Genomic DNA, 24803 nt, shown 5'->3' on the forward strand with positions numbered 1-24803 from the left:
GGGCGGACTGGCCGCCCGGAAGGTTGCTGCGTGCCTAGCGGATGACGATCTTGTCGCCGAGCGTACTTTTCAGCTCGCTCTCGACGTCGTTGACGGCCGCATCTGGAGTCTTGGCGCCCGTCCAGGATGCTTCGAGGCCTTTCCACATGATGTTCCAGTAGGTGCCGAAGTCGGCATTGTTGGGCATCGCATTGGCGTAGGGCAGCAGGCGCTCGGTGGCTTCACGCGCCCAGCGATCAGAGGAGTAGAGCTCGATCTCGGTTTCGGCTTTCGAAATGCCGAGGTGGGCGGACTTGACGGCATGCAGCACGTTGATGCGCGGCTCGGAAGCGATCTTGACCAGTTGGGCGGCGACCTCGGTGGAATCCTTGTCGTGACCAGAGGTCAGAAGATAGACGAGCGGATGCGTCAGTGTGTTGGCCTTGCCGCCTTCGCCGGCCGGGATCAGCGTGAAGACGACGTTGCCGAAGAAGTCCTTCAGACCTTCCTGGTTGACGTATCGGGCATAGTGCCAGGTGCCGCCGTGCCAGATGCCCGCCTTGCCCGAGGCCACTTCCTTCCACCATTGGTCGCCTGGCATGCCGATATGGTTTTTCTTGGTGACCCCATCCTTTACAGCATCGGCGAAGAATTGGTAGGTGCGCTGCATCGCCGCCTTGTCGAAGACGAGCTTGCCGTCCTCTTCCATCTTTCCGCCGAAGCTGGTGTAGAATTGCCAGTAATCCGGGCCGTTGCTGTTGCGCGGATAGAAGCCGTAACCCGCCTGGACCAAGCCCTTGTCCTGCATTTTCTTGGCGTCTTCCAGCACGTTTCTCATCGTGTAGCCGCCGTCCTGGACTTTCTTCGGCAGCGCATCTAGATCGGCGTCGCTATAGCCGATCGCCTTCATGTAAGGCTTCCAGAAGAACATCGGGCGGGACTCCGCATCCTGCGGAATGCCGTAGACCGTACCGTTGAAGGAGGCGATGTTCATCAGGTTTTCGTAGATGTCGTTGACCGGCCAGGAATCCAGGTCGACGTAGTCCTCGATCGGCACGATCAGGCCTGACTGCGCCCAGGGGGCGATGTCTTCGTGGCCGGTGACGACGATATTCGGAGCAGTCTTTGCTTCGGCGGCAAGCGTCATTGCCTGCTTGAAGTCCTCCCAACCGCTGTAAGCCTTTTTCTCCACCGTGATCTTGAGGTCTTCGCCCTTGATCGCGGCTTCACGCTGAAGCTGTTCGGCGGCAATGTCGATAGCGTCGAGGCGGTAGACATCATTGGGTCCTGTACCACCCGCCCACACCGTGATGGTCAAATCCTTGGCAAAGGACAGGGCGCTGCTTGAGGCCAGGATGGCAGCCGCGGCGGTCATGCACTTCAATGTCGTGAGAATAGTCATCTCTTCGTTTCCTCCGGAAGGTCGGGTGTGAGCCTCTTGAAGGGCCATCACCTGTGTTGAAGGCCGTCGCGAGGTCCCATGAAAGCGCGAACGAGATCCGCTCTACGTGGGGCATGTGACGGCCGAATGACAAAATTGAGCACGTGTGCAAGATTAATATGACGCGGCAAAAAAACATTGCAAGCGGCATCTTAGGCTCGTGAAATCGCGCATACTTGTGCTGATTTGAGCAACGGAAATCCACGGCGATGTGCGATGGTCAGCGACAGCATTGGCGCGAACCGACGAATAGCCAGATCGCCTGCGGGACCGGACAAACGCCGCCCATCCCACTCAATCCAAACGCCTTTGCCCACTGCCCCGGGAAACCGCTCATCGAGACATCAATCCTCGACATGTTGGATCCGCGACCGGGCAGGGAGCTCTCTCAGTGGATCGTCGCGTTAACGCTTTGTTAACCACTTTGGCGATAGACAGGCACAACGATTTATTAACATAGATGACCAAAGTGCTAACAGACGCTCGCTCGATCCGCATCAAGGGCCGTTCTTTCCTGGCGGTCATGCTATCTCCAGACCTGCCTTTCGATGACTGGTTGGTCCGGCTCGACGATCTTGCGGCGCGTTCTGCGGGCTTTTTCCTGGGGCGTCCGGTCGTACTCGATGTTACCGACCTGCCGATTGACCGGTCTCAGCTCAAGGATCTCGTCGCAGACCTCGCTAGGCGCAATGTAAGCATTATGGGAATCGAGGGCGGGCGCCCTTCCATTCTCGGACCAGGCATGCCTCCAGCGCTGAAGGGTGGCAGACCGGTTTCCGACTTTGCGATTGCCGAAAAAGGTCAGGCCGTCGATCCGCAAAACGGACCGTCAGCGAGCGAAGCCCGCCAAGCCGTGCAATCATCGGCCCCACAATCAATCGTGCTGCGGGAACCGGTGCGTTCGGGCCAGTCGGTGATTTTCCCCGAAGGGGACGTGACGGTCGTCGGATCCGTTGCTTCAGGGGCAGAGATCATTGCTGGGGGCTCGATCCACATATACGGAACGTTGCGCGGAAGAGCGATGGCCGGGTCGATCGGCAACACTTCCGCGCGCATCTTTTGCCGAAAGCTTGAGGCCGAGTTGGTAGCGATCGATGGCATCTACAAAATGGCAGATGACATGACCCCCGACCTTCGTGGGCAAGCCGTCCAGCTATGGCTCGAAGATGACGCGATCATGGCAGAGAAACTTATCTAAGCCGCAAGCCGGCTAGGTCAAAGGAGAGCAAGATGGGGAAAGTCATCGTAGTCACGTCAGGCAAGGGCGGGGTTGGAAAGACGACCTCGACCGCCGCACTTGGGGCGGCCCTGGCGCAGCGAAACGAGAAGGTCGTCGTCGTCGATTTTGACGTCGGGCTACGCAATCTCGACCTGGTGATGGGTGCCGAGCGGAGGGTCGTTTACGACCTGATCAACGTCATACAGGGTGACGCCAAGCTCTCTCAGGCGCTTATCCGCGACAAACGGCTGGAAACGCTCTTCTTGCTGCCAGCCTCCCAAACCCGGGACAAGGACAACTTGACAGCAGAAGGTGTCGAGCGGGTGATAAGCGATTTGAAGCGACATTTCGACTGGATCATCTGCGACAGCCCCGCCGGTATCGAGCGCGGTGCTACCTTGGCAATGCGCCACGCCGACATCGCGGTCGTCGTAACCAACCCCGAAGTGTCATCGGTTCGCGATTCAGACCGCATCATCGGTCTGCTGGACGCAAAGACAGCCAAGGCGGAGCGCGGCGAGCGCATGGAAAAGCACCTTTTGCTTACCCGCTATGACGCCAACCGCGCCGAGCGGGGGGACATGCTCAAGGTCGATGACGTCCTCGATATTCTATCCATTCCCCTTCTTGGCATTATTCCAGAAAGCATGGATGTCCTGCGTGCCTCCAATATCGGTGCTCCGGTCACTTTGGCCGACAGCCGCAGTGCTCCTGCGATGGCTTACTTCGATGCTGCCCGACGACTCGCTGGCGAGAATCTGCCGATCACGATTCCTGGGGAAAAGCGGGGCATTTTCGGCAAGATATTCGGACGGAGGGCCGCATGAACATTTTCCAGTTTTTTGTCAAACAGAGAACCGCACCCGCTGCACGCGAACGTCTGCAGGTGTTGCTAGCCCACGAACGCTCGTCGGTAGGCTCGGACCTCATATCGGTTCTGCGCGAGGAAATCCTTGCGGTAATCGCAAAGCACGTGCAGGTCGACAGTGACAGAGTACGTGTAAAGATGGATCGCGATGAACATATGTCGATCCTGGAGATTGATGTCGAGATACCGCTTGATGCGGCTGTTCGAGCAGCCTAAGGTGGTCACCGCGCCGTGGTTCTGAACTTCATGGGCTGTCTCGGAAGAGCGCCACGATTTCAGATTCCGGTACGTCCACAAGCAGTATTCGCCTTACATTCGCACCTTGCGCATGCATGAACCGCGTTCACAGGTTCATGCAGCTTGTTCCATCTAATCGACCCGCAAGCGGGGTGATATCGGTTCCGACAAGATGAGGCGCAACCGCGTCCTCGCATACTCAGGAAGGATCACCCCATGGAAATCAAGCGCGCAGGAACCCAGGCCTCTGCCAAAGGTCCATCAGACTGGTTCACGGGCACAGTGCGGATCGACCCACTGTTCGCCGTCCGTGATCCGGCCCGTTCAGCCGGAAACGCCGTCACATTCGAACCGGGAGCGCGGACGGCCTGGCATACGCATCCGCTTGGACAGATTCTGATCGTGACCGCCGGATTTGGCCGCGTCCAGCGTGAGGGCGGCACGGTTCAAGACATCGGCCCAGGCGATATCGTCTGGTTCGAACCAGGCGAAAAGCACTGGCATGGCGCGGGTCCCACCACGGCCATGACACACATTGCCATTCAGGAATCGCTCGACGGCAAGGCGGTCGATTGGATGGAGAAGGTCAACGACGGCGAATATGCAGGGTCCTGAAGTTCCGGAAAGCGCAGGGCGAGCCTAATCGGTCGATTTTTTCAACGGAAGTGGACCGGTCGCAATTCATTCAAAAAATTTTGTGCGGTGCAGCAACGATCTGGCTTCTGGTACGTTGTCCCTGATCACAGCCATCCCGGCTGGCGACTGCCAGGAGGCTGCAATGAGAACACTGTCCGACACCATCGCCAGACTTGTAAATCTGCGTTCGCGAGGGAACGGAGGCGAGCCTCCGTCCCACAAGCGTTTGGCGTCGCTCGAGGAATTCGGATCTAACCCAGGCGCTCTCGACGCGAAGCTGTATATACCCGACGGGCTCAAGCCAGCGGCTGCACTTGTGGTCGTTCTCCATGGTTGTGCGCAGACGGCGGAAGGATACGACGCGGGATCGGGATGGTCTCGCCTTGCCGACGAATACGGCTTCGTTGTTCTTTATCCGGAGCAGACACGCGCAAACAATGCCAATCACTGTTTCAACTGGTTCCAGGCCGCCGACATGGAACGCGATCACGGTGAAGCACTTTCAATACGACAGATGATCCAATCGACGGCTGTCAAACACGACATCGACGAAAAGAGGATCTTCGTCACCGGACTGTCTGCAGGCGGCGCGATGGCCAATGTCATGCTTGCAACCTATCCCGAAGTCTTCGCTGGCGGTGCTGTTATCGCGGGGCTGCCTTACGGGACGGCGAATTCTGTCCCGCAGGCTTTTGATCGCATGCGCGGGCAGGGCATGCCATCCGTCCTCAACCTGCAATCAGCTCTTCGCAACGCGTCACCGCACCGCGGCCCGTGGCCGACGATTTCAGTCTGGCATGGAGCCAACGACGGCACTGTGGTCGATGCCAACGCGCGCGCGCTACTTGACCAATGGCGAGCGGTTCACGAAGTCTCCGGCAGCCATGGCCGTGTGGAGAAAAACAGCCACTATACCTATGAGGCCTGGGTGGATGCTTCGGACCGGACCGTCATGGAATCCTACAGCATTCCTGGCATGGCGCACGGTACGCCCATCGACGCGAAGAGCGGCTTTGGGCGCCCCGCACCGTTCATGCTCGACGTTGGAGTTTCGTCGACGGAGATGATTGCCCGCTCGTGGGGCCTTCTAGCCTCGTTCGAAAGACGCGATCGGGCTACTGACCAACACACTGCTCCTTCGGACGAGGCGTCTCCGGTCCCGGTCGGACAATTGCCTATCAGCAACGTTCAGAAGGTCATCGAGGATGCGCTGCGATCGGCCGGGTTGATGCGTTGAGACGGTCACCCAACCGGGCAACGCGTCTGGCGCAACTCTGTGCGCGCAGTGGATGTATCGCTCATAGCGTAACGAGAGCTCAAACGCGCATTTGAGCAAAAGCACCTCCTTTTTGGCTTTAATGGCATATGGCGCGCGAGCGCTAAAAGCGGAGCTCAATGCGAGATGAGAGGCAGGCATCGCGCGGCATCTAGACTTGGGAAAGCGTTAGCGCGGCATGAGGGAACCGTCCGAGGTCAAACCGAGCTCAGCGAGTCGCCCCCCAAATAAACGCGATTGCTGCGATCACGCCGACTGCCACGCCGGGGCTTTCTCTAGATCGGACCATTTGGTCCGGGTTCATCTGATGGGCAGGCATCAGATTGGTCAGGCTTTCCGCGTCCAGAGCCCATTTGCTCACCCAATCCTTATCTTCCATGCGGTACAGATTGCAGATGGACGCGACGACCTCCCGAACAGACTGATCGCCGTCATAGGCCGAACTGAAAGCTGATTTGGGAGCGGCGCAGCTTTTGCATAGCTGCATTGCACAAAAAATGTTTTCCAAATGGTCAAAAAACGATCATAACGCACGCAGCTGATGCACATGGCGCCTCCTCCCAGTTCGCCGCAGCAGCTGTTCCCCTCTGGAGGTTTATGACCTTCACACCTAATGGGCCGCGGTTTTCCGACGGCCCTTTTTTCTTTTTCGCTCGTCTTGCTAAATCAAGACACCTGCCGGCTTGGCCGCCCCGGGCGCTCAACACGGCCCCAAAGGGATTGGATTGCGCCGCTAGGTCAAAGCATGTGACCCCAGTCTCCCCGACGGCATGCCGGCTGCGAAAGCATAGCTATCGGCGGCGGGTTGCAATTGATCGATCCGGATCCGATCGCCGATGCGGCGGCACTCGAGCGCTTCACGCTTTGGGCTCTGGTCAATGTTCTCCCATTGTCGCGTCGGATGCACCCCGACGGTATCGTCTGGATACCGAGGCGCCGATCACACGCAGGCGGTGAGGCGTTGATGCTGTCGGACGTGGGTCAACCGCTTCATGCCAAGGGGCTGACAGTACATGTGGCGATCGCCGACAGGTGGGGTGCTGGCTATGCCTTGGCGCGGGTCGACAAAACCAAGACCGTCATTGTTCCGCGGGGGAGACACGGGACGCTTCGCATCCGCCCGTGTCGATCATCTGGCGTGGCAAACGCCGTTGCGTGAAACGTGTTGACGGTCCGGGCATATTGATACCTTTTGAAAGTGAGGAGCCGGCTCGAAGACGACTTGGTCACGGCGTCTCAAATCTGGCTCTCGTCCCGTGGCTTCACACCACACGCAATCCGTGGCGCTTTAGTTGACTCCGCCCTTAGCGCAGTCGAAAAATGGCACGGCTACAGAGGAGATAGGGAATGGCCGACGAGACCAATACACGCCTCATTGCTGAGGCTGCGGAGACGGATGCCCCGGAAACGACACCGGCGACCAAAAAGCAGCGTGCGCCAAGGCTTGAAAAGACAGCTGTCGAAGCGGTTCAGGCCGCGACAAAGGCGACGACTGCGAAGTCACCGACAGTAAATCCTGGGAAGCGTGACAAACAGGGTAGAACAGGCAAGCGCAAGCCGATCGAGGCGAAAGTCACGGATGGCAAGAGCACGCCCAAAGACGCCATCAAGAGTGTCGGAAGGAAGAAGGCTGCGACGCCCGTTGAGCAAACGGCAATGACGATTGCTTCCGCAATCGATGAGATGGCAGATCTTGTCCAGCTCGAGGAGGAGAACAAGAGGCTTCGCAAAACGCTTGCAGAAAAGCTGCGCGCGGAAAATGCAGAACTGCGCAAGCGGCTCGGGCTCGATTGATCAATGCAGGCAGGCGGGTCGGACGTGAGAACGACTTTGGTCAGTGTCTTTTTGGCGCCGAAGACAAATTGGCCGGGCTCTCGTTATGAGCCCGGCGAAACAGTAATCATGGGTATGTTGAAAATGCAGCAGCACAGCAATGCAGGTTGCCCAAGGTTGAAACACTATAAAAACGTCACCATGGAAATTCCTTGTAGGATTGACGTCACGGCGACCGCAGGAAAAGGCGCAGGAGGGCGCGATTGGGGATGATGCCGACCCCAAAGTTTCCGGTAGCGACCTAGAACACCCCTCGGCGCTTCTGCCGAATTCCACTGGGCCGTCGGGCCCATCCGACCACGACGAAAAAGTCCCAATTGATCGAAAAGCGGCCGCAGCTCCAAAATGAACCTGAGGGTAATCCCGAAATCGCGTCGCGAGCAACGCTTGATGAAGAAGTTCAGATACCGAAGGCCGCTGCGGCCGTTCATTTGGGTGCTGATGCCGATGTAAAGTACCGGAGAGGGGAGCACACAATCCGTCTCAGCGAAAATCCGGGATCAAGAATCCAGAGCGCGCAAAACGTCCCCGCGCCCCGGTAGTCGCGCAGAGCGCTGTCGGCAAAAAAATCAGGATCAAAGAGGGCAATCTTTGGCCTCCGGTGAGCCTGTTTTCTTAGAAGAAGCGGCTGGCCTTGACGAAGAAATCAACCAACTGAAAAGCCTCTTGGCTCAGAAACATTAAATGCAGAACGTTCAGCTAAAAAGGATGCTTGAGCGGTTTGACGTTTCGTAAGCCTGCTGGCGTGACTGAGCATAATTGATGGCAACGCGCTTGAACGGCTGGGACACGGTGGGACCCTTTCAGAAGTGCCGCCGATGGAACTCTTCGTATCTGTGTAACAACAAAACAGCGGACGCAGCGCTGGTCGGTCTGAGATTCTGTTCAGGGCACGCAAGTTTCAGTCGGGCGGCGTCATGTTGACTCCTGAGTCCAGTCAGCCGAAAACATGCAACAGCGAAAGAGAGGCATGCTGATGGCTGACGAGAACAACGTCGAACCTGTGACCGTGGTCGCTGGTACGGATCCCGAGGTAAAGGCATCTACTGCCACGAAGCAGAGACTATCACGGCGTCAAAAGATCCCTGTTAAACCGGTTCGAGCTGCTCCACCGGCGGTGGCCCCCAGCCCCCAGCCCTCACGTGCCAAAAGCTATAGCGCCGAAGAACGGGTGGCGAAGCTCAAGGTAATAGGTGAGCAGGTCGGCGAAGGGATCAGCACACTCAGGGACGCCGTCAAGGCCGCCGGCATATCGGAGCAAACCTACTATAACTGGAAACGGACCGCGAACTCTATTGAGCGGACCGACACCAGGCCCCTCGTGGCCGACGACGAACTGGCAGATCTTTTTCAGCTCGAACAGGAAAACGTGAGGCTCCGTAAGATTCTAGCGGAAAAGCTGCGCGCGGAAAATGCTCAACTGCGCAGGAGGCTGGGGTTGGACTAACCCCAGGAAGAAGTCACCAGTCTCGTTCCGCGTTGATTAACGCCCATTGAATGGTTATTTGAGCTGAGCGAGAAGACAATATATAGGTCCTTAGCGGGAACGCTGCGGCGTTGATCAGTGTGGGCGCAGTGTGAATTTGATTGGATTGAATTATTTATGAGAACGCCACAACGGAAATTCGTTGTTGAATTCAAATCGGGGCGACGACAGCAAAGAGCGGGGACGAAGTCGATTTGGGGCGATACCGACCTCAAAGCTTTTGTCCGCAAAGCGGAAGATGACGCACCGCATCTGTTCGGTCCAAACGAAACACTGGGTTCGTCAGATGACGATGGATCCAAATCGCCTGAACCGATGAATTTGAGATACGCCAGCGCAGCCGAACGTGATAGCGACTCTGCATGCACGATGTTGCAAGCGGCCGATCAGGAAGAGGAAGTGGCACCGAAGCAGCATGAGGATTATTTGGTAGTTCCGGATACTGTTGGGCAAGCAAAGGTGATCCATACAGCACGGCAGCCTCGTGACCCTTCGACAGCCAAACCTCGATCGCGCGCTCGTCGTGCTGCCGCCCCCGCCATCGATGGTAAGGACCGTAACAACGGGGGTCCAAGCGCGCGGTCTTTGACCGCCGGGGTTGCAGTTTCTCTTCAAGAGTTGGCGGTGCTTGATTTAGAAAACAAGCGGCTCAAGGGGATGCTGGCCGAACTCCTTCGTGCCCAGAACGTGCAGATCAAAAGAATGCTTGAACGGTTCGATGCCGGTTGAGAATGCTTATCTTGGGAAGTGGCGTGTCGATTCCTCACTCGCTTCGAGCGTTATAGAGGGCCCTTGGTTCGACGCTTCCCGAGGCATTGGATGGGCTTAGCGTGCTTTCAAATCAGGCCAAATCCTCGACCAATCCGCAGATCAGACTGACCTTCAGGATCGCGCTGAATTCGAGACTCGATTTGCTGAGGGTCTTTGGCGGCTCTTTGCTATTCACTTTGCCGGAAGTTGCGAATCCGGTCGAACAGGACCGCAAGCACGATAGCCCCGCCAATGAAGGTGCCTTGCCAGAAGGCATTGATGCCGAGCAAGCCGAGGCTGTTGCGGATTACCTCGATCAATGCTGCCCCGATTAACGCGCCGAAGGCAGTCCCGACGCCGCCGGCCAAGTTGGCCCCACCAATGACAGCAGCAGCAATGACTTGGAGTTCCATTCCGGCTCCGATGTTGGTGGTGACTGCACCGAGCCACCCGGTTTGAATGATGCCGGCGATCCCCGCTGACAAAGCGGAAATCATGTAAACAGCAACCTTGATCCTGCGTACCGGGACACCGGTGAGCGTCGCAGCATGTTCATTGCCACCGATGGCAAAGATATACCGACCGAATCGGGTCCAACGCAGCACGAAGCCGGTGATTAGCGCCAGTGCGATCATGTAGAGCACCGGATTGGCAATGCCGAAAAGCCATGCGCCGCCGCCCAGCGCCAGCAGCTTATCGTGATCCGGCCCGAACTGGAACACGACCGTGTTGTTGGAGGCCACCATCGCCAGGCTGCGCGCGATTGAGAGCATGCCGAGCGTGACGACGAATGGTGGAAAACCCAGATAAGCGATCAGCACCCCGTTGAACGCCCCTATCACAAGAGCGGTGCCAATCGAGGCGGCGACGCCCACCTCGATGCTGTAGCCAGCATGCATGACGACCGCGAGCACCATGCTGCACAGGCAAAGTACTGAGCCTACCGACAAATCGATCCCACCGGTAATAATGACAATTGTCATACCCAGCGCAATGATCGCAACAAAAGTGACGTTACGGGTGATGTTGTAGAGGTTCTTCGTCGTCGCGAAAGAGTCGGTGGAAAAAGAGAGGAAAATGCAGGCCAGGATGACGGAGAGCAGAACCCAGAACGTCTGGCTCCCAAGTACCGCCGCAAGCCAGCCTTGCTGCTTCTGCCTGGTCGTCTGGTCAAGGGTAATCGTCATTGTCGACCTTCGCTTCCATTCGATACCAGTAAGTCGCTGCAATCACACCTGTTCAATCGCGCCGGTTATGAGCCCGGTCACTTCCTCGGGCGAACTCGCCTCGATTGGCTTGTCTGCGACTTTTCTGCCTCGCCGCATCACGATGACCCGGTCGGCAACAGCAAACACGTCCGGCATGCGGTGGCTGATCAACACGACGGCAATACCCCGATCGCGTAGGTGGCGGATCAGGTTGAGAACTTCCGCGACCTGCCGCACCGAAATGGCCGCTGTCGGCTCATCCATGAGCACAATCTTAGCCTCGGATAGCATCGTTCGGGCGATCGCCACTGCCTGGCGCTGACCACCCGACATCTGCTTGACGAGGTCGCGAGAGCGGGTCTCTGATTTCAGCTCCTTGAAAATCTCCCCGGCGCGACGGTACATGGCCTTGTAGTCCAGCACCTTCAGCGGGCCGACACCGCGGCGCAATTCCCGTCCGAGGAACACATTCGCCGCCGCGGTCAGATTGTTGCAAAGTGCGAGATCCTGGTGAACAATCTCGATCCCATGCTGACGGGCTTCCACTGGGCGGTGGAGGATAAGTTCGGCGCCGTCCATGCGCATGGTTCCGTGACTCGGCCGAAAGTTGCCGGCGATCATCTTGACCAAGGTCGACTTGCCGGCGCCGTTGTCGCCCATCAGTCCGACCACCTGCCCTGCTTCGAGGACAAACGAAACATCGTTGACCGCCTGGATGGCGCCGAAATGTTTGAAGATGTTGGTGAGTTCGAGAACTGCCACCAGCCTTCTACCCTCCTCAAGCACACAGGCGTGTGATCGCCCCGAACCCGGCTCATCCTGCACGCTGAGCCGTCGCGATGCTCATTCCCGTTTTCCTCCCAGGAGAAGCGACGCTATGCATTTATGCAAAGCCGCGTGACAGCGTCAATCGATTGTACGAGGAATCGAACCACATCCCGCAATATTCCACTTGTAGTACAAATATCCATTGACGAGCCGAGCACGCGGATATTAGCTGTTGCTGGGAGGAGAGCATGCTTACCCTTGTTACCGGTGCTACGGGCAAGGTCGGGCGGCACTTCATTGCTGGGCTGCTTGACGATCCGCGATTTTCGAATACGCGCATACGTGCCCTTTGTCATAACCGGTTGTGCGATGAGACCGACCGGATCGAGGTGATGCGCGGCTCGATCGCCGATCGGCGCATCGCGACGGCGGCGCTTGTCGATGTTACTCATGTCGTACACCTCGCCACTTGCAAGGAGACGCCTGCCGACGTCATGGACGTAACGGTCAAAGGCCTTTTCTGGCTGCTGGAGGCGTTCCGGGTCAGCCCCACTGGGCACCAGTTCATCCTTATTGGCGGCGATGCCGCGATCGGTCATTTCTACTATCGCCATGAGGCGCCGATCACTGAGCACAGGCCACACAGCGCGTACCCGGGAAGCTACGCTCTGTCGAAGGTACTGGAGGAGGTGATGCTGGAGCAGTTCGGAAAACAGTATGACATCAACTGGTGCTGTCTGCGTGCACCCTGGATCATGGAAAAGGACGACTTCAGACACACGCTGTCCTTCGGTGACGACGTGTTCGGTGGCCCTGATTGGAAAACGCTTGTCCCGACAACTGACGCGACACGTTATGCGAGAGAGGGAACTGTGCCGTTGCTGCGCGATGCGGACGGGCGTCCGCTGAAGCGCAACTTTGTGCACGTCGATGATCTGGTCAGCGCGATGTTGGCGGCGATCGACAATCCGCGCGCGAAGCGACAACTTTTCAACATATGCATGGATCGGCCGGTTGACTATGGCGAAGTCGCCGACTTCCTCGCCCGTACCCGCGGCCTCGATTCCGTCGACATACCAAGCCAGTTCCACTCGAACTGGATGGACAACAGCAAGGCCAGGTACCTGTTGGACTGGCGACCCGGATACGATTTGGAATTGCTTATTGACTCGGCCTGGAAATACGAGCGCTCACAGAATGACCCTCGCATGGTCTGGTATCCGGGTTGATGTGTGGCGGACACACGTCCGTCTGTTTCAAGGGAGGAAGAAATGAAGAAGATACTACTATTGGGAGTAGCCGTTTTGGCATTGTGTGCCGGACAGGCATTGGCAAAGAAGCAGTTGGTGATCGTCGTGAAGGGCCTCGACAATCCGTTCTTCGAAGCGATTAATCAAGGGTGCCAGAAATGGAACAAGGAAAACGCGAACTCGGAATATGAGTGTTTCTACACGGGTCCCGCATCGACTTCCGATGAGGCTGGTGAAGCGCAGATCGTACAGGACATGTTGGGCAAGGCCGACACCGCTGCGATCGCGATTTCGCCGTCCAACGCCAAGTTGATTGCCCAGACCCTGAAGAGCGCCAATCCCGCTGTTCCGGTGATGACCTTGGATGCGGATCTTGCGGCCGAGGACTCGGCGTTGCGCAAGACCTATCTGGGCACCGACAATTACCTTATGGGCGCGCGCATTGGCGAGTATATCAAAAAGGCCATGCCGAAAGGCGGCAAGATCTGCACCATTGAAGGCAATCCGGGAGCGGACAACATCCTGCGACGCGCTCAGGGTATGCGCGACACCCTCACCGGCCAGAAGGGTGTTGCCGAGCTGAAGGGGGAGGGCGGTTGGACGGAGGTCGCCGGCTGTCCGGTGTTCACCAATGACGATGGCGCCAAGGGCGTTCAGGCGATGACCGACATTCTCGCGGCCAATCCCGACTTGGCTGCGTTCGGCATCATGGGCGGATGGCCGTTGTTCGGCGCGCCGCAGCCCTACCGGGACTTGTTCAAGCCGATGGCCGATAAGATAGCCAGCAACGCGTTCGTCATTGGCGCCGCCGACACGATCGGCGACGAAGTGGCGATCGCGCGTGAAGGCTTGGTGACGGCTCTCGTCGGCCAACGGCCGTTTGAGATGGGCTATAAGGCACCATCGGTGATGCTGGATCTGATTGCTGGCAAGCCGGTAGAGGATCCGGTGTTCACGGGTCTCGATGAATGCACCAAGGACACTGTTGATACCTGCATTCAGAAGTAGTCTGTCCATCGATGGACCCGGCCCCCAGTACATCTAATTGATCGGTAAGTGATGGGGCCGGGGTAGTATCGCGCCGACTTGTATGTCGCTGCAGCAAATGCCGCGTTTCGCAAACTGCATCCGAAGTGAGCTTCGAATTGCTGCTCACACATCGGATGGTCAGCCTCCATGCGAGCGATCTGGATCGAGCGATCGGGGCAGCGGGGCTTTTCGGGTCCCGCGCCCCGGCGGGTGCGCCCCGTTCATGAACGCCCCTTAGACCTCTGCCGTGTCGAACATGGCAGTCGCCTGCGTCCTGCCGTTGTTGCTGCTTGTTGGTGCTTTCTGGAACGGCGATATCGGTTGAACTGCGTCGCCAATCATCTCTGCTCGAAATCCGTCATGGCTGGCGTCGTCAATACCATCATCATGGCATTCTGCACCATGGCGCTCGGGATCCTTCTCAGCGTGGTGGCGGCCTTCATCTTGAACATCAACTGAAAGCTCGGCTGTCGAAAGCACAGATGCCGTGCGTGAGGAACAACAGGGATCTGGAGCCGGATAAACCAGAGGCCCGTTACAGTGGCGATCTGATTTTTCATTGAACAGTTTGCTTCTATGCCGTCATTGAAGCATTGTTGGCCTGAGTTTGAACTTCGTATCCAGCCACGAAGGTGATGGATTTGGTGAGCGAGACTTCAGAAAGGCGCACGCAAACGCCGCGATTGCGGAGAAGGTCTCGCGAGATCCTTTGGCCAATCGTTTTTTTATCCCTGTCGGTTGTTGCTGGGACCGTTCTGTTCTCCGACAACATGGGACATCTTGGAGATCTTATCGGGCACTTCGACTATAGGGTTGCAAAAGAACCGACCCGCTCATCTCGCCTGACGGCCCTCCCACCTGAAGTGGCCATCCCTTCTCGTCCGGCGCCGGTCTCGCTTCCACAGCGTCTCATCGAAGCCCCGAAGCCCGAATTGGCAAGTCAGTTTCTGCGCATATGGCGGGTCTCGGGGCCGAATATGTGCAAGGCTCTTCGAGAGGCCGGGATCGAAATGTCCGAGTGGCGTGCCCCATCGATGCGCAGCGCCATCTATGAGTGCTATTTTCAGCGCATATACAAACAGGACGACGTGCGTCCCCTCAGTTCAATCTTTGTCAAGATTCGAGGAAATGCGAGGGGCGATATCATTGAGATACGAGGCAAGATCAACGGGCCGAGCACAGATGGCCAGGGGCGGCTCGACCCCGCACTCATGCGCATCTTCGAGACCCTGGTGCAACAGGCGCGCTGGAATGATTTCCAGGATATACTCATCCCGGTCCGAAGCCTCCACGATGTTGAATACGAACGCTTCGGGGCATACTTCAGTTTCACACGCGAGGCCGCCAGCGAAAATAGCTTCAACTTCATGCTGGTGATTGAGCCGGTTCCCGGCCCGCAGACGCGGACCAAGGCGTATTTTTCGGCAGATCGTTGGGTGACCCCTCCGGATCCACGGATTTCCGGAGATCTTTTGCCGATCATTCAGAGGGTTGAGCCGTAGGCCCCGGGAAACGCCGGGCCACGTCGATGTCATTTCGTCAAATGCCCATTCGGCCCCGAGCCGTTCGGTTGCTGCCTCGATTTCAGCTTCCTTGCCAATCGGGAAGGAAGGTGGTGTGAGAAAACCCGATCGGTAAGGTTTGGTCCTGCGGGGACCTAAAAGGATCCCGATGCTTCATGGTTTGATACCGTCGGTATCACATGCTTGTCGGCGGCGCTCGAGCGCTGAGGCCACTGATTCGAAGAATAGTGTTGTGATCGATGCCCGCATCGTTCAAAAGCGCATGATCGCTATCGAAGAAAGTGGACTATGCGGCACCTGCGATCGAGACCGGGGCGCACCGTTGCCATGAATGCCGAACCCGTTTTCGGCAAGAATGTCGGTTTGCGCTCGCTCGAGATAGCCGACCGGAATTTTCGTGTCATCCTGGAAGCTATCCGCCGCCACGGGCCGCTGACACGACTGGAACTCGGCGTACATTGCGGCTTGACCGGTCCCGGCATCACCAATGTCCTTGGCAGGCTCACAAAAGAGGGGTTGGTCAGCTCCGGTCGCCGCAACGGTGTGGCCGGCGGTGGTGCGTCCTCGACCGAATTTGCCCTGATACCGGATGGTGCGTTATCGGTCGGACTACGACTGCGGCCGGACCGTGTCGAGGCAGTGCTTGTCGATCTCAGCGGACAGATCCGCAAGCGGTTGGATTTGGGGGCAGGGACCTCGGTTGCTGATACTGTTGCCGAGGCCGTCGGCCGCATATTGGAGGAAGGCCGACCCAGCAAGCCGATCATCGGCGTCGGCATCGCGGCCAATGCTTGGGACACCGAACAGGGCCGTGCTGTTGCCGATTCCTTGGGAGCATCGCGGGTTCTGGTCGAAAACGAATGCGTTGCGGCCGTTCTCGCGGAGCGGACCATGGGCGCTGGCGTTCCGGCCGGCGGACTGGCGATGATCATCATCGACGACGACGTCCAGGCGGGGTTCCTCGTGCGTGGCGTGCCTTTTGCCGGCGTTCACGGAAGGGCTGGCAGCATTGGTGCGATGCGGACAGGCCCCGACCACGTCCGGCTCGACAGCGTCGTTGGCCTGCAGGCGTTGAGAGCGGTCCTTGGCGAGGAGGAATTCAGGCGTGTTCTTGCAGATGAAGATATCCCGATTTCTCCCGCGTTGGGCAAATGGGTCAAGGATGCAGCGAGCCACTTGCTCGATCCCATTCTCGCAATTGCCGGCTTCATCGCACCGAGCACAATCATGATCGGAGGACGCCTGCCGCGATGGATCGTCGAAGCCTTGATCAACCAGCTGTCGATCGAGCGCCTCGACACAAATACCCGGCCGTTTCTCACTCCCTGGATTTCGCCGATCAAACCGGCAAGCTTCAGCGGCGGCGGCATCGCGCTCGGAGCGGCATTGCTGCCATTCCTCGACACTCTTCTGCCGCCGCCGGTGGCAGGCTAAGGTCCCTGCCGTCAGTACGGGTAGAGGGCGCTTCTCACACCAACTCTTCGTCCTTGTGGCTCGCGTCCGATGCAAGTGCCTTGTCGAGGACTTTCTGGATATTCGCGGCGCGGCGGAAAGAGGGCTCCTGGGTTTTTCCGGCCCTGACCGCCTGCACGAAACGCTGATAGTTCGTCTCGACCGGATCGAAGGAGATGTCGCGCCACGTGCGGGTGTGCACATCCTCTCCAAGGCAGCCCCGCAGCGTTGACTTGCCGGTGTCGTAGATCATCTCGATGGAGCCGGTTTCGCCGTAGCAACGCAGCCGCAGCTGGTCGAACTGCCCGGCGGCCGTGCGTGTTGCCTGGATCGTGCCGATCGCGCCGCTGCTGAAATCGACATTCATCGTGAAGCTGTCGTTCGCATCGAGATCGTATTCTCCGATCCTATGCCCAGGCGCCTTGTCGAATGTCTTCAGCCGCGCAAAGACATGGGCGACGTCCAGCCCCGAGCCATATGAGGCGAAATCGACGATGTGGATGCCGATGTCGCCCAGCGCACCGTTCGAGCCGTGCTTCTTGCTGAGGCGCCATAGCCATTTGCTTTCAGTCTTCCAATCGCCCCAGTGATTGCCGACGAGCCAACTTTGCAGGTGAGAGGCTTCGACGTGACGCACTGCGCCAATCTCGCCTGCAAGCACCATTTGGCGGCCCTTCTGCAAGGCAGGTGAATTCCGGTAGGTGAAATTGACCATTCCGACCTTGCCGGAGCGCTCGATTGCTTCGGTCATTTCCATCGCTTTCGGAGCATCGGTCGCCAGCGGCTTTTCGCAGAAGACGTGCTTGCCGGCGGCAATCGCCTGCAAGGTCGTCGGATGGTGGATACGATCCGGAGTGACGTTGGCGACGGCGTCGAATTCGCCCCAGGCGAGTGCATCGTCGAGAGAACTGAACTGATTGGCGATGCCGTGCTCTGCGCAGAAAGCCGCGAGACGCTCAGGCTCGACATCGACGCCACCGACGACACTCACGCCTTCGATGACCTTGAAATTCACGGCATGCTGGTTGGCCATTCCGCCGGTACCAAGAATAAGTAGACGCATGAAATCCTCCATGAGATTGGAAAATGGCCGTCTGATGCAACGGCGCAGCTATGCTCAGCAGCCGCGGCCAGCCGCGGCGCCCACTTTTTCAAACTGAAATACGGATCCCTTCGCCTCGGTCAGCTGGTGTTGGAAACCGCCATGATCCGCTCCTCCACGTTCACGCTTGACAGGAAATCAAAGTTACTTAATCTAATCACTGCAGCATGGAAATGAGGATAGGTCAACAGACTGCCAGGCTGCATTCGTTCAAAATGGGGAGGAGACCCATCATGATCAGAACTACTGTCAGCGCACTCGCGCTGAGCACTGCGTTGTTCTCATTGCACACTGCGTCAGCCCAGGAACTGGCTTCAAAAGACAGAATCGGCCTGGCCAACGCACCAAAATCGCTTGTCGTCAGGTTGACGAATGACAGCCCGAACAATGCCGACCCGGCGATCGCCGCGGGCTATCAAAAGATATTCATCGATTTCATCAAGAAATATCCGGATTGGAAGCTGCAGCTGCAGTTCATGTCTGCCGATATCGGTACAGAGCAGGCGAAAATGCTCGAGCAGGCCAAGGCCGGCAATGCGCCCGATTGCGCTGCCGTAGATTCCTTCGTGCTTTCTCAGTTCATGGTCAACCATGTGCTCGCCGACTTCACGCCCTACTTCACCAAGGAAGAAGTCGCCGATCTGTTTCCCTTCATCCGCGATGGCATCACCGACAAGGATGGCGCGGTCCGTGCCTGGTGGTGGGATACCGACCTACGTGTCCTCTATCGCAACAAGGCGATCGTTCCCGATGCGCCGCAGACCTGGGACGACCTGAAGAAGGCGGCATTGTCGTCCGTTCAACAGGGCATGGAGGGCGTACTCTTCAACGGCGGCCGGTATGAGGGCGCAACGTTCGATTGGCTTGCAAATTATTGGGCGCTTGGCGGCAAGCTTGTCGACGATTCCGGCAAGCCCGTCTTTGGTGAAGGCGACAACAAGGAGAAATTCCTCAAGGCGCTCGACTACTACAAGGACCTGGTCGATTCCGGTGCCGCGCCGAAACGCGTGACGACCATCGCCAATTACGACGACCTCAATGCCGCCGCGGCGGCGGGTACGTCGGCCCTCTTCATCGGCGGCAACTGGCAATACGCCCAGCTGAAAGCCACTCTCGATGAAGGCGATTTCAACAACTGGACCTTCTCGCCAATTCCCGGGCCGACCGCAGACCAGCGCTCGACCGGTACCGGTGGCTGGACAATTGCCTCGTTCAGCAAGGACAAGGAGAAAGTCGAGATGTGCGCCAATGTCGCGCGCGAAGTCTACATGGGTCCGGCGAACGCCCTGCAACAGCAGCTGCCGACACGCAAGTCGCTCTTCGACAAGTATCCGGTCTTTGCGACAGACGCGAACAAGGTCTTCGCCAACGCGCTCACCAACGGTCAGGCGCGTCCCGGTGCTCCCATCTATCCTGAAATCTCCAACCAGATCCAGATCATGATGGGCGACGTTCTGTCAGGCACCAAACAGCCTGAAGAGGCGCTGAATGCTGCCTTCAATGCGACCATGGAGGCCTACAAGCGTCTCTAGCCCTCGCGATCGCGGCGGCGCCGACAGGCGCCGCCAATATCCATCAAAATCCGGATAGAGAAGCCCTATGAGCCCAATCGCAATGGAGGCCACGAGTTTGCCTCATCGCAGATCGTTCATGCGCAGTTTCGCTGGCGCCCCGCTGCCGTGGATGCTGCCCGCCATCGTCGTTATCGGGATCTTCTATCTCTATCCCGTGCTCGACGTCTTCCGCCTGTCCTTCACAAACGCCACGCTGATCGGGGACAATCAGCAATACACGTTCGGGTCGATATATAACGCGCTGACCTCTCCGCAACTGCCTGATATTCTCCAGGCCACTCTGATCTTCGTCGGAGGCAGCGTTGTCGGACAGCAGATCCTTGGGCTTGCCGTGGCCGTCGTCGTGGTCCGTGGCGAAAAGCGCGGTCTGTTCGGGACGACCATATTGCGAACGACGGCGCTCGTCGCCTGGGTCGTGCCGGGGATTGCCGGTGGCATCATCTGGCAGATGCTGTTTTCCGAAGCCCCTTACGGCGCGCTTAACAGCATCCTGCGCCTCATGCATATGCCCACCGTCGCCTGGCTTTCGGACCCTTCGATCGCGCCCTGGTCGGCGCTCATATCCAATATCTGGCGCGGAACGGCCTTTTCCATGGTCGTAATGTATGCCGCGCTGAAGGCCATCGATCCGTCGCTCTACGAAGCCGCCGAAGTGGACGGTGCCACGTCCTCGCAGCAGTTTGCCTTCGTCACCCTGCCGCAGCTGCGTGCCGCGATCCTCGTCAACATGATCCTTATCACTATCATGACGCTCAACACCTTCGACGCCATCATAACGCTGACCGGCGGCGGACCTGGACGGGCGACCGAGGTGATCTCGCTCTACGTCTTCAACATTGTCTTCAGGAACTACGATCTCTCCGGTGGCAGTGTGTTGTCGGTGCTGATGCTGCTGATCAGCCTCAGCCTCGCCTTCGTCTACGCCTCGTTTCTGCCCAAGGAGGAAGAACAATGAGCGCCAGAACCGGAAGCCGGCTCGGAGACCTGCTCAGTTACCTCTTCATGATCGTGATGTTCGTTTTCTTCGCCGGCCCGCTGTCCTATCTTCTGTCGTTGGCGATGCGCGACCGGCGGGAAATCTACCGTGGCGTGGCGCGCTACATCCCGAACAACCCGACCCTCGACAACTTCATCACGGTGCTGACCAACAGCTACTTCCCGCTTTATCTTTGGAACGGTCTGAAGCTCGCGGCACTCAGCGGCTTCGGTGTGCTTGTCGTCGCCCTGCCGGCCGCTTATGCCTTTTCCCGCTTTCACTTCCGCGGCAAGGGACTATCCATGATGGGACTGCTGCTCTTCCAGATGATTTCGCCGCTTGTCATCATGGTTCCGCTGTACCGTTACATGAACCGACTGGGCCTGCTCGACACTCATTTTTCGGTGGTCATGGTCTATGTGGCGCTCGGTGTGCCATTGGCTACCTGGCTTTTGAAAAGCACGGTGGACGGCATCCCGCGCAGTCTCGACGAGGCTGCGATGATCGACGGCTGCAATCGCTTTTCGGTCTTCTGGCGGATCGTGCTTCCGTTGTCGGCGCCAGGCATCGCCTCGGTGTTCATCATCACCGTCATCGCGGGCTGGTCGCAGTTCCTGGTTCCCTTTCTCCTCCTGACACAGAACAACTTGATGCCAATTGGCGTCGGCATTTTCAATTTCAGGGGAATGCAGACCGATTCATCAGTGCAACTGCTTGCGGCTGCTTGCCTGATCTCGGTCGTGCCTGCGATTGTCGCCTTCCTGTCCCTGCAACGGCTCATTCTAAGCGCGATGACGAGCGGTGCCGTCAAAGGCTGACATGAGATCGCGAATGTCTTCGAGGACAGTATGAAAAACAGCAGGAGGCAGCAATGATGCGGCAAACACGCGGGAGCAATGGTTTTGCAGATCTTTCAGGGGCGAATGTCGAGGATGCGGGCGAGCATAACCGTGCCATCGTATTGCGCTGCATCCATCGTCAGGCGCCTATCTCCCGGGCCGAGGTGGCCCGCCAGACAGGCTTCACGAAACCGGCGATCGCCCGCATCGTCGACAGGCTTCTGGACGCGGGCCTCATCATCGAGGCGCGCCGCCGGCACGGTCTCAGAGGTCAGCCGGCCATCGAGCTGGAAATCAACCCGGACGCCTGCTTCTCGATTGGTGTGAATATCGACCGTGACCATCTGACGATTGTGGCGGTCGATGCCGTGGGCAATGTCCGCGGCCGGGTCCACCACGAAAAGCCTTTCATACTGCCGGACGAGTTCATCGAACTGACTTCAGATGCCATTTCGCACTTCCAACGCAGCCGACTGATCGACGAAGCACGGCTCGCCGGCATTGGCCTGGCGGTTCCCGACTGGCTGGGCGAGATCGCCTTCCTCGGAAAGCCACCGGAATACCAGGCCTGGACGAAATTCGACGTGCGCGCGGCACTTGAGAGCCTGACCGACCGTCCAGTCTACATCGAAAATGAGACCAACGCCGCGGCATTGGCGGAACTGGAATATGGGCTCGGCACGGAAAGCAGCAGTTTCTTCTACATCGCCATTAACGCCTGCATGGGTGGCGGTCTCGTTCTAGACGGCAATGGTCATCGCGGTGCCATGGGCCTTAGTGGCGAAATTGGCTGGCTGCCAACGGTCGATCCCGCGAACCCTAGCGCCACAAGAGTGGAACTGTTCGGGGAGATATTCTCCCTGTTTTTCCTCTACGACTATCTTGCGAAGAACGGCGTTGATGCATTCTGCCCGCAGGATCTGCTGGCACTCGATGCCACCGGCAGGGCTCTTGTTTCTCGGTGGCTGAAGCAAATGAGCGTCTATGTCGCCGAGGCCGTCACACATATCGGTATGATCGTCGATCCCGACGCAGTGCTCGTCGGCGGCCGGCTTCCGGTGCGAATGATAGACGAACTGCTGCGCTACACACACGAGCATCTTCAAAACACGGATCCCGACCTGCCGTCGATTCACCGCGCATCGCTCATGGAGGACGCGTCGGCTCTCGGCGGCGCCGTCATGCCGATGGCCGCCGCCTTGATGCTTTCGTCCGCCAATCCCGAACAACGTACCCGGTCTCCGCTCAAGTTCATGGACAGGCTGAATGCCTGAACAGGGACTGACCGGATTGAGGAGGAATTGATATGAAAGTTGGATTCTACACGTCGACCTTCAACGACCGGCCCTTCGAGGAGGTGGCTGATTTCGCGGCTGCCGAGGGCTTTGACGCAATCGAGATCGACGTGGGCAGCCATATCAAGTCGCCCGAGCGCGTGGCTGGTGCCGTCGCAATCGCGCGCGAACGCAATCTGTTCGTCTCGTCGATTACCTTCTTCGGCAACCAGCTCGATCCTGATCCCGCCCGGCGGGAGGAGTTGCGGCGCAGGACGGCCGATTTCGCGCAGGCGATCGGAGAGGCCGAGGTGCCGGTTTTCGTCATATTCCCGGGACGCGACGACACGGTAAGCGACGAGGCGAACTACGACGACTTTGCCGACAACGCCAACCGCCTGATTGCCAGAACCCAGGCGAGCGGATTGATTTTCGCCATAGAGAACTGGCCTGGCCCGAAAGACAATTTCATTGGGACGACCCCGCGGGGGTGGCAGGAACTCTTCAAGCGTATCGAGAGCCCGCGCTTCGGCCTGGAATTCGACCCCTCGCATCTGATCCGCCTCGGCATCGATCCCTACAAGGCGCTTGAACACGTGCAGGACCGCATCGCAATCCTGCATGCAAAGGATACGGCGATTGACCATGAGATGCAGCAGGAGGTCGGCTATCACGGAAAGGGATGGTGGCAATACAAACTGCCTGGCAAGGGCCTGCTCGACTGGCAAAGATTCCTGAACCAGGCAACGTCATACGGCTTCGACGGCACGCTCTCGATCGAACACGAGGACGCGGCCTACGGATGGCCGGGCAAGGATCTCGACGCACGCAGGCAAGGAGAACGACTTGGCCTTGCCTATCTGCGTAATGTCCTGAAGACGATCTGACCCGGGCAATCAGGAGAACGAAAATGGCGAATGTGTCGGTTAGCAATGCGCGCAAGGACTACGGCGCATTCAAGGCGATCAAGGGCGTCTCGGTCGATATCAGCGACGGCGAGTTCGTCATTTTGGTTGGCCCGTCCGGTTGCGGTAAATCCACACTACTGAGGATGATCGCCGGGCTGGAGGGCATAACCGATGGCGAGATCCGGATCGGCAAGCACGTGGTCAACGAACTCGCCCCCAAGGACCGCGACATTGCCATGGTTTTTCAGAATTATGCGCTCTATCCGCATATGACGGTCGCCCAGAATATGGGTTTTTCGCTGCGCCTGAAGCGCATGCCGAAGGCCGACATTGCTGCGCGCGTAGACAGGGCGGCTCGAATTCTTGGTCTCGAGAGCCTTTTGGAGCGCTATCCCAAACAGCTCTCCGGCGGCCAGCGCCAGCGTGTCGCGATGGGCAGGGCAATCGTGCGCGATCCGGCGGTCTTCCTGTTTGACGAACCTCTCTCCAATCTCGATGCGAAACTGCGCGTGCAGATGCGCTCCGAAATCAAGGAACTGCACCAGCGCCTGAAAACGACGACGATCTACGTGACCCATGACCAGATCGAAGCGATGACGATGGCAGACAAGATCGTCGTCATGCGTGACGGCCGGATCGAACAATCGGGATCACCGCTTGATCTCTACGACCGGCCGAACAACCTTTTCGTTGCCGGCTTCATCGGCTCGCCCGCAATGAATTTCATCAAGGGCAGCATGACGCAGGAAGGCTTCCAGACAGAGCACGGAACCGTCCTTCGCGCTGACTTCAAGCCGTCAAATGCCGTCACCTATGGAATACGACCCGAACACATCGTTCTGGATCCCCAAGGTATCGAAGCCGAGATCGTCGTATTGGAACCGACAGGCTCCGAGACATTCCTGATCGCGCGCCTTGGCGAGCAATCGCTTTCCTGCGTGTTCCGCGAAAGGATCAGTCTAAAACCCGGAGATAAGCTTCGCGTGTCGCCAATCATCTCTGCCGTCCATCTCTTCGACGAAAAGGGGGATCGGATCGCGCCGAGATACGGCCACTGACAGTGCGAATGCGGCGAAAGCTCGGGACCTCATCGTGGCCACCCGTGGCCTCGACCGACGTGGCAGTTCAACGCCACCCTTGAAGGCCATGACCCAGCAGCGAAGGTCAACGGCTGT

Annotated in this window: 24 protein-coding genes and 1 pseudogene; 19 read left to right on the forward strand and 6 right to left on the reverse strand. The window is 58.2% G+C overall.

Annotation, left to right across the window (positions count from 1 at the left end; translation table 11 throughout):
- Nucleotides 1–34: 34 nt before the first annotated feature.
- On the reverse strand, nucleotides 35–1381 hold the full coding sequence (locus AC1D2R_RS05180) for an extracellular solute-binding protein (protein WP_477965442.1): 1347 nt from the start codon (nucleotides 1379–1381) through the stop codon (nucleotides 35–37).
- 499 nt (nucleotides 1382–1880) lie between these two features.
- On the opposite strand from AC1D2R_RS05180, the gene minC reads away from it, so the two are divergent.
- The 5 genes from minC to AC1D2R_RS05205 all read left to right on the forward strand — a co-directional run bounded on the left by minC (nucleotide 1881) and on the right by AC1D2R_RS05205 (nucleotide 5617).
- Nucleotides 1881–2618, forward strand: a complete 738-nt coding sequence (gene minC / locus AC1D2R_RS05185) for a septum site-determining protein MinC (RefSeq protein WP_477965444.1) — start codon at nucleotides 1881–1883, stop codon at nucleotides 2616–2618.
- A 32-nt stretch (nucleotides 2619–2650) separates the two neighbouring features.
- Nucleotides 2651–3466 (forward strand): septum site-determining protein MinD, encoded by an 816-nt coding sequence (minD, locus tag AC1D2R_RS05190; RefSeq protein ID WP_477965446.1) that lies wholly within the window; start codon nucleotides 2651–2653, stop codon nucleotides 3464–3466.
- Nucleotides 3463–3723, forward strand: a complete 261-nt coding sequence (gene minE, locus AC1D2R_RS05195) for a cell division topological specificity factor MinE (protein WP_477965448.1) — start codon at nucleotides 3463–3465, stop codon at nucleotides 3721–3723. The genes minD and minE overlap by 4 nt, the downstream gene beginning before the upstream one ends.
- 237 nt (nucleotides 3724–3960) lie before the next feature.
- Nucleotides 3961–4359 carry a (R)-mandelonitrile lyase gene (locus AC1D2R_RS05200; RefSeq protein ID WP_477965450.1) on the forward strand — a complete coding sequence of 133 codons (399 nt, stop codon included), beginning with the start codon at nucleotides 3961–3963 and terminating at the stop codon, nucleotides 4357–4359.
- 163 nt (nucleotides 4360–4522) lie between these two features.
- Entirely contained in the window at nucleotides 4523–5617 is a 1095-nt protein-coding gene (locus tag AC1D2R_RS05205) for an extracellular catalytic domain type 1 short-chain-length polyhydroxyalkanoate depolymerase (RefSeq protein WP_477965452.1), read from the forward strand.
- 325 nt (nucleotides 5618–5942) lie between these two features.
- Here AC1D2R_RS05205 and AC1D2R_RS05210 read toward each other — a convergent pair.
- Nucleotides 5943–6053 (reverse strand): annotated as a pseudogene (locus tag AC1D2R_RS05210) (SOS response-associated peptidase); the annotation flags it as partial.
- 414 nt (nucleotides 6054–6467) lie between these two features.
- On the opposite strand from AC1D2R_RS05210, the gene AC1D2R_RS05215 reads away from it, so the two are divergent.
- The 4 genes from AC1D2R_RS05215 to AC1D2R_RS05230 all read left to right on the forward strand — a co-directional run bounded on the left by AC1D2R_RS05215 (nucleotide 6468) and on the right by AC1D2R_RS05230 (nucleotide 9704).
- Entirely contained in the window at nucleotides 6468–6815 is a 348-nt protein-coding gene (locus AC1D2R_RS05215) for a hypothetical protein (RefSeq protein ID WP_477965454.1), read from the forward strand.
- A gap of 188 nt (nucleotides 6816–7003) precedes the next feature.
- The gene (locus AC1D2R_RS05220) at nucleotides 7004–7450 is read left to right on the forward strand and encodes a SyrB-like regulator (RefSeq protein ID WP_477965456.1); all 447 of its coding nucleotides are present in this window, start codon (nucleotides 7004–7006) and stop codon (nucleotides 7448–7450) included.
- 1015 nt (nucleotides 7451–8465) lie between these two features.
- A complete protein-coding gene (locus AC1D2R_RS05225; RefSeq protein WP_477965458.1) occupies nucleotides 8466–8936 on the forward strand; it encodes a transposase in 471 nt (156 codons plus the stop codon).
- A gap of 156 nt (nucleotides 8937–9092) precedes the next feature.
- Nucleotides 9093–9704 (forward strand): hypothetical protein, encoded by a 612-nt coding sequence (locus AC1D2R_RS05230; RefSeq protein ID WP_477965460.1) that lies wholly within the window; start codon nucleotides 9093–9095, stop codon nucleotides 9702–9704.
- Between the two features lie 209 nt (nucleotides 9705–9913).
- On the opposite strand, the gene AC1D2R_RS05235 is transcribed toward AC1D2R_RS05230, so the two are convergent.
- Nucleotides 9914–10912, reverse strand: coding sequence for an ABC transporter permease (locus AC1D2R_RS05235; RefSeq protein ID WP_477965462.1), 999 nt, complete (start codon nucleotides 10910–10912; stop codon nucleotides 9914–9916).
- Nucleotides 10913–10954: 42 nt separating this feature from the next.
- On the reverse strand, nucleotides 10955–11758 hold the full coding sequence (locus AC1D2R_RS05240) for an ATP-binding cassette domain-containing protein (RefSeq protein ID WP_477965464.1): 804 nt from the start codon (nucleotides 11756–11758) through the stop codon (nucleotides 10955–10957).
- A 191-nt stretch (nucleotides 11759–11949) separates the two neighbouring features.
- Here AC1D2R_RS05240 and AC1D2R_RS05245 point away from each other — a divergent pair, with 191 nt between their 5' ends.
- Together AC1D2R_RS05245 and AC1D2R_RS05250 are read left to right on the forward strand one after the other, a co-directional pair.
- Nucleotides 11950–12930: an NAD-dependent epimerase/dehydratase family protein gene (locus AC1D2R_RS05245; RefSeq protein ID WP_477965466.1), complete on the forward strand. Its 981-nt coding sequence runs from the start codon at nucleotides 11950–11952 to the stop codon at nucleotides 12928–12930.
- A gap of 42 nt (nucleotides 12931–12972) precedes the next feature.
- Nucleotides 12973–13959: a sugar-binding protein gene (locus AC1D2R_RS05250; RefSeq protein ID WP_477965468.1), complete on the forward strand. Its 987-nt coding sequence runs from the start codon at nucleotides 12973–12975 to the stop codon at nucleotides 13957–13959.
- Nucleotides 13960–14318: 359 nt separating this feature from the next.
- On the opposite strand, the gene AC1D2R_RS05255 is transcribed toward AC1D2R_RS05250, so the two are convergent.
- A complete protein-coding gene (locus AC1D2R_RS05255; protein ID WP_477965470.1) occupies nucleotides 14319–14540 on the reverse strand; it encodes a hypothetical protein in 222 nt (73 codons plus the stop codon).
- An 84-nt stretch (nucleotides 14541–14624) separates the two neighbouring features.
- Here AC1D2R_RS05255 and AC1D2R_RS05260 point away from each other — a divergent pair, with 84 nt between their 5' ends.
- Both AC1D2R_RS05260 and AC1D2R_RS05265 read left to right on the forward strand, forming a co-directional pair.
- Nucleotides 14625–15482, forward strand: coding sequence for a DUF6030 family protein (locus AC1D2R_RS05260; protein ID WP_477965472.1), 858 nt, complete (start codon nucleotides 14625–14627; stop codon nucleotides 15480–15482).
- A 309-nt stretch (nucleotides 15483–15791) separates the two neighbouring features.
- Nucleotides 15792–16937: an ROK family transcriptional regulator gene (locus AC1D2R_RS05265; RefSeq protein WP_477965474.1), complete on the forward strand. Its 1146-nt coding sequence runs from the start codon at nucleotides 15792–15794 to the stop codon at nucleotides 16935–16937.
- 34 nt (nucleotides 16938–16971) lie between these two features.
- Here AC1D2R_RS05265 and AC1D2R_RS05270 read toward each other — a convergent pair whose 3' ends face one another.
- Entirely contained in the window at nucleotides 16972–18018 is a 1047-nt protein-coding gene (locus AC1D2R_RS05270; protein WP_477965476.1) for a Gfo/Idh/MocA family protein, read from the reverse strand.
- Between the two features lie 272 nt (nucleotides 18019–18290).
- Between AC1D2R_RS05270 and AC1D2R_RS05275 the strand changes: the two genes are divergently transcribed.
- The 6 genes from AC1D2R_RS05275 to AC1D2R_RS05300 all read left to right on the forward strand — a co-directional run bounded on the left by AC1D2R_RS05275 (nucleotide 18291) and on the right by AC1D2R_RS05300 (nucleotide 24686).
- Nucleotides 18291–19589: an extracellular solute-binding protein gene (locus tag AC1D2R_RS05275; RefSeq protein ID WP_477965478.1), complete on the forward strand. Its 1299-nt coding sequence runs from the start codon at nucleotides 18291–18293 to the stop codon at nucleotides 19587–19589.
- 67 nt (nucleotides 19590–19656) lie between these two features.
- Nucleotides 19657–20586, forward strand: coding sequence for a carbohydrate ABC transporter permease (locus tag AC1D2R_RS05280; protein WP_477965480.1), 930 nt, complete (start codon nucleotides 19657–19659; stop codon nucleotides 20584–20586).
- On the forward strand, nucleotides 20583–21425 hold the full coding sequence (locus tag AC1D2R_RS05285) for a carbohydrate ABC transporter permease (protein WP_477965482.1): 843 nt from the start codon (nucleotides 20583–20585) through the stop codon (nucleotides 21423–21425). The genes AC1D2R_RS05280 and AC1D2R_RS05285 overlap by 4 nt, the downstream gene beginning before the upstream one ends.
- Before the next feature lie 56 nt (nucleotides 21426–21481).
- Nucleotides 21482–22720 carry an ROK family transcriptional regulator gene (locus tag AC1D2R_RS05290; RefSeq protein WP_477966050.1) on the forward strand — a complete coding sequence of 413 codons (1239 nt, stop codon included), beginning with the start codon at nucleotides 21482–21484 and terminating at the stop codon, nucleotides 22718–22720.
- A 32-nt stretch (nucleotides 22721–22752) separates the two neighbouring features.
- Nucleotides 22753–23607 (forward strand): sugar phosphate isomerase/epimerase family protein, encoded by an 855-nt coding sequence (locus AC1D2R_RS05295; protein ID WP_477965484.1) that lies wholly within the window; start codon nucleotides 22753–22755, stop codon nucleotides 23605–23607.
- Nucleotides 23608–23630: 23 nt separating this feature from the next.
- Complete coding sequence (locus AC1D2R_RS05300) at nucleotides 23631–24686, forward strand: ABC transporter ATP-binding protein (RefSeq protein WP_477965486.1); 1056 nt, start codon at nucleotides 23631–23633, stop codon at nucleotides 24684–24686.
- The last annotated feature ends 117 nt before the right edge of the window (nucleotides 24687–24803 follow it).

The organism is Rhizobium sp. P1_C7, assembly GCF_056406295.1.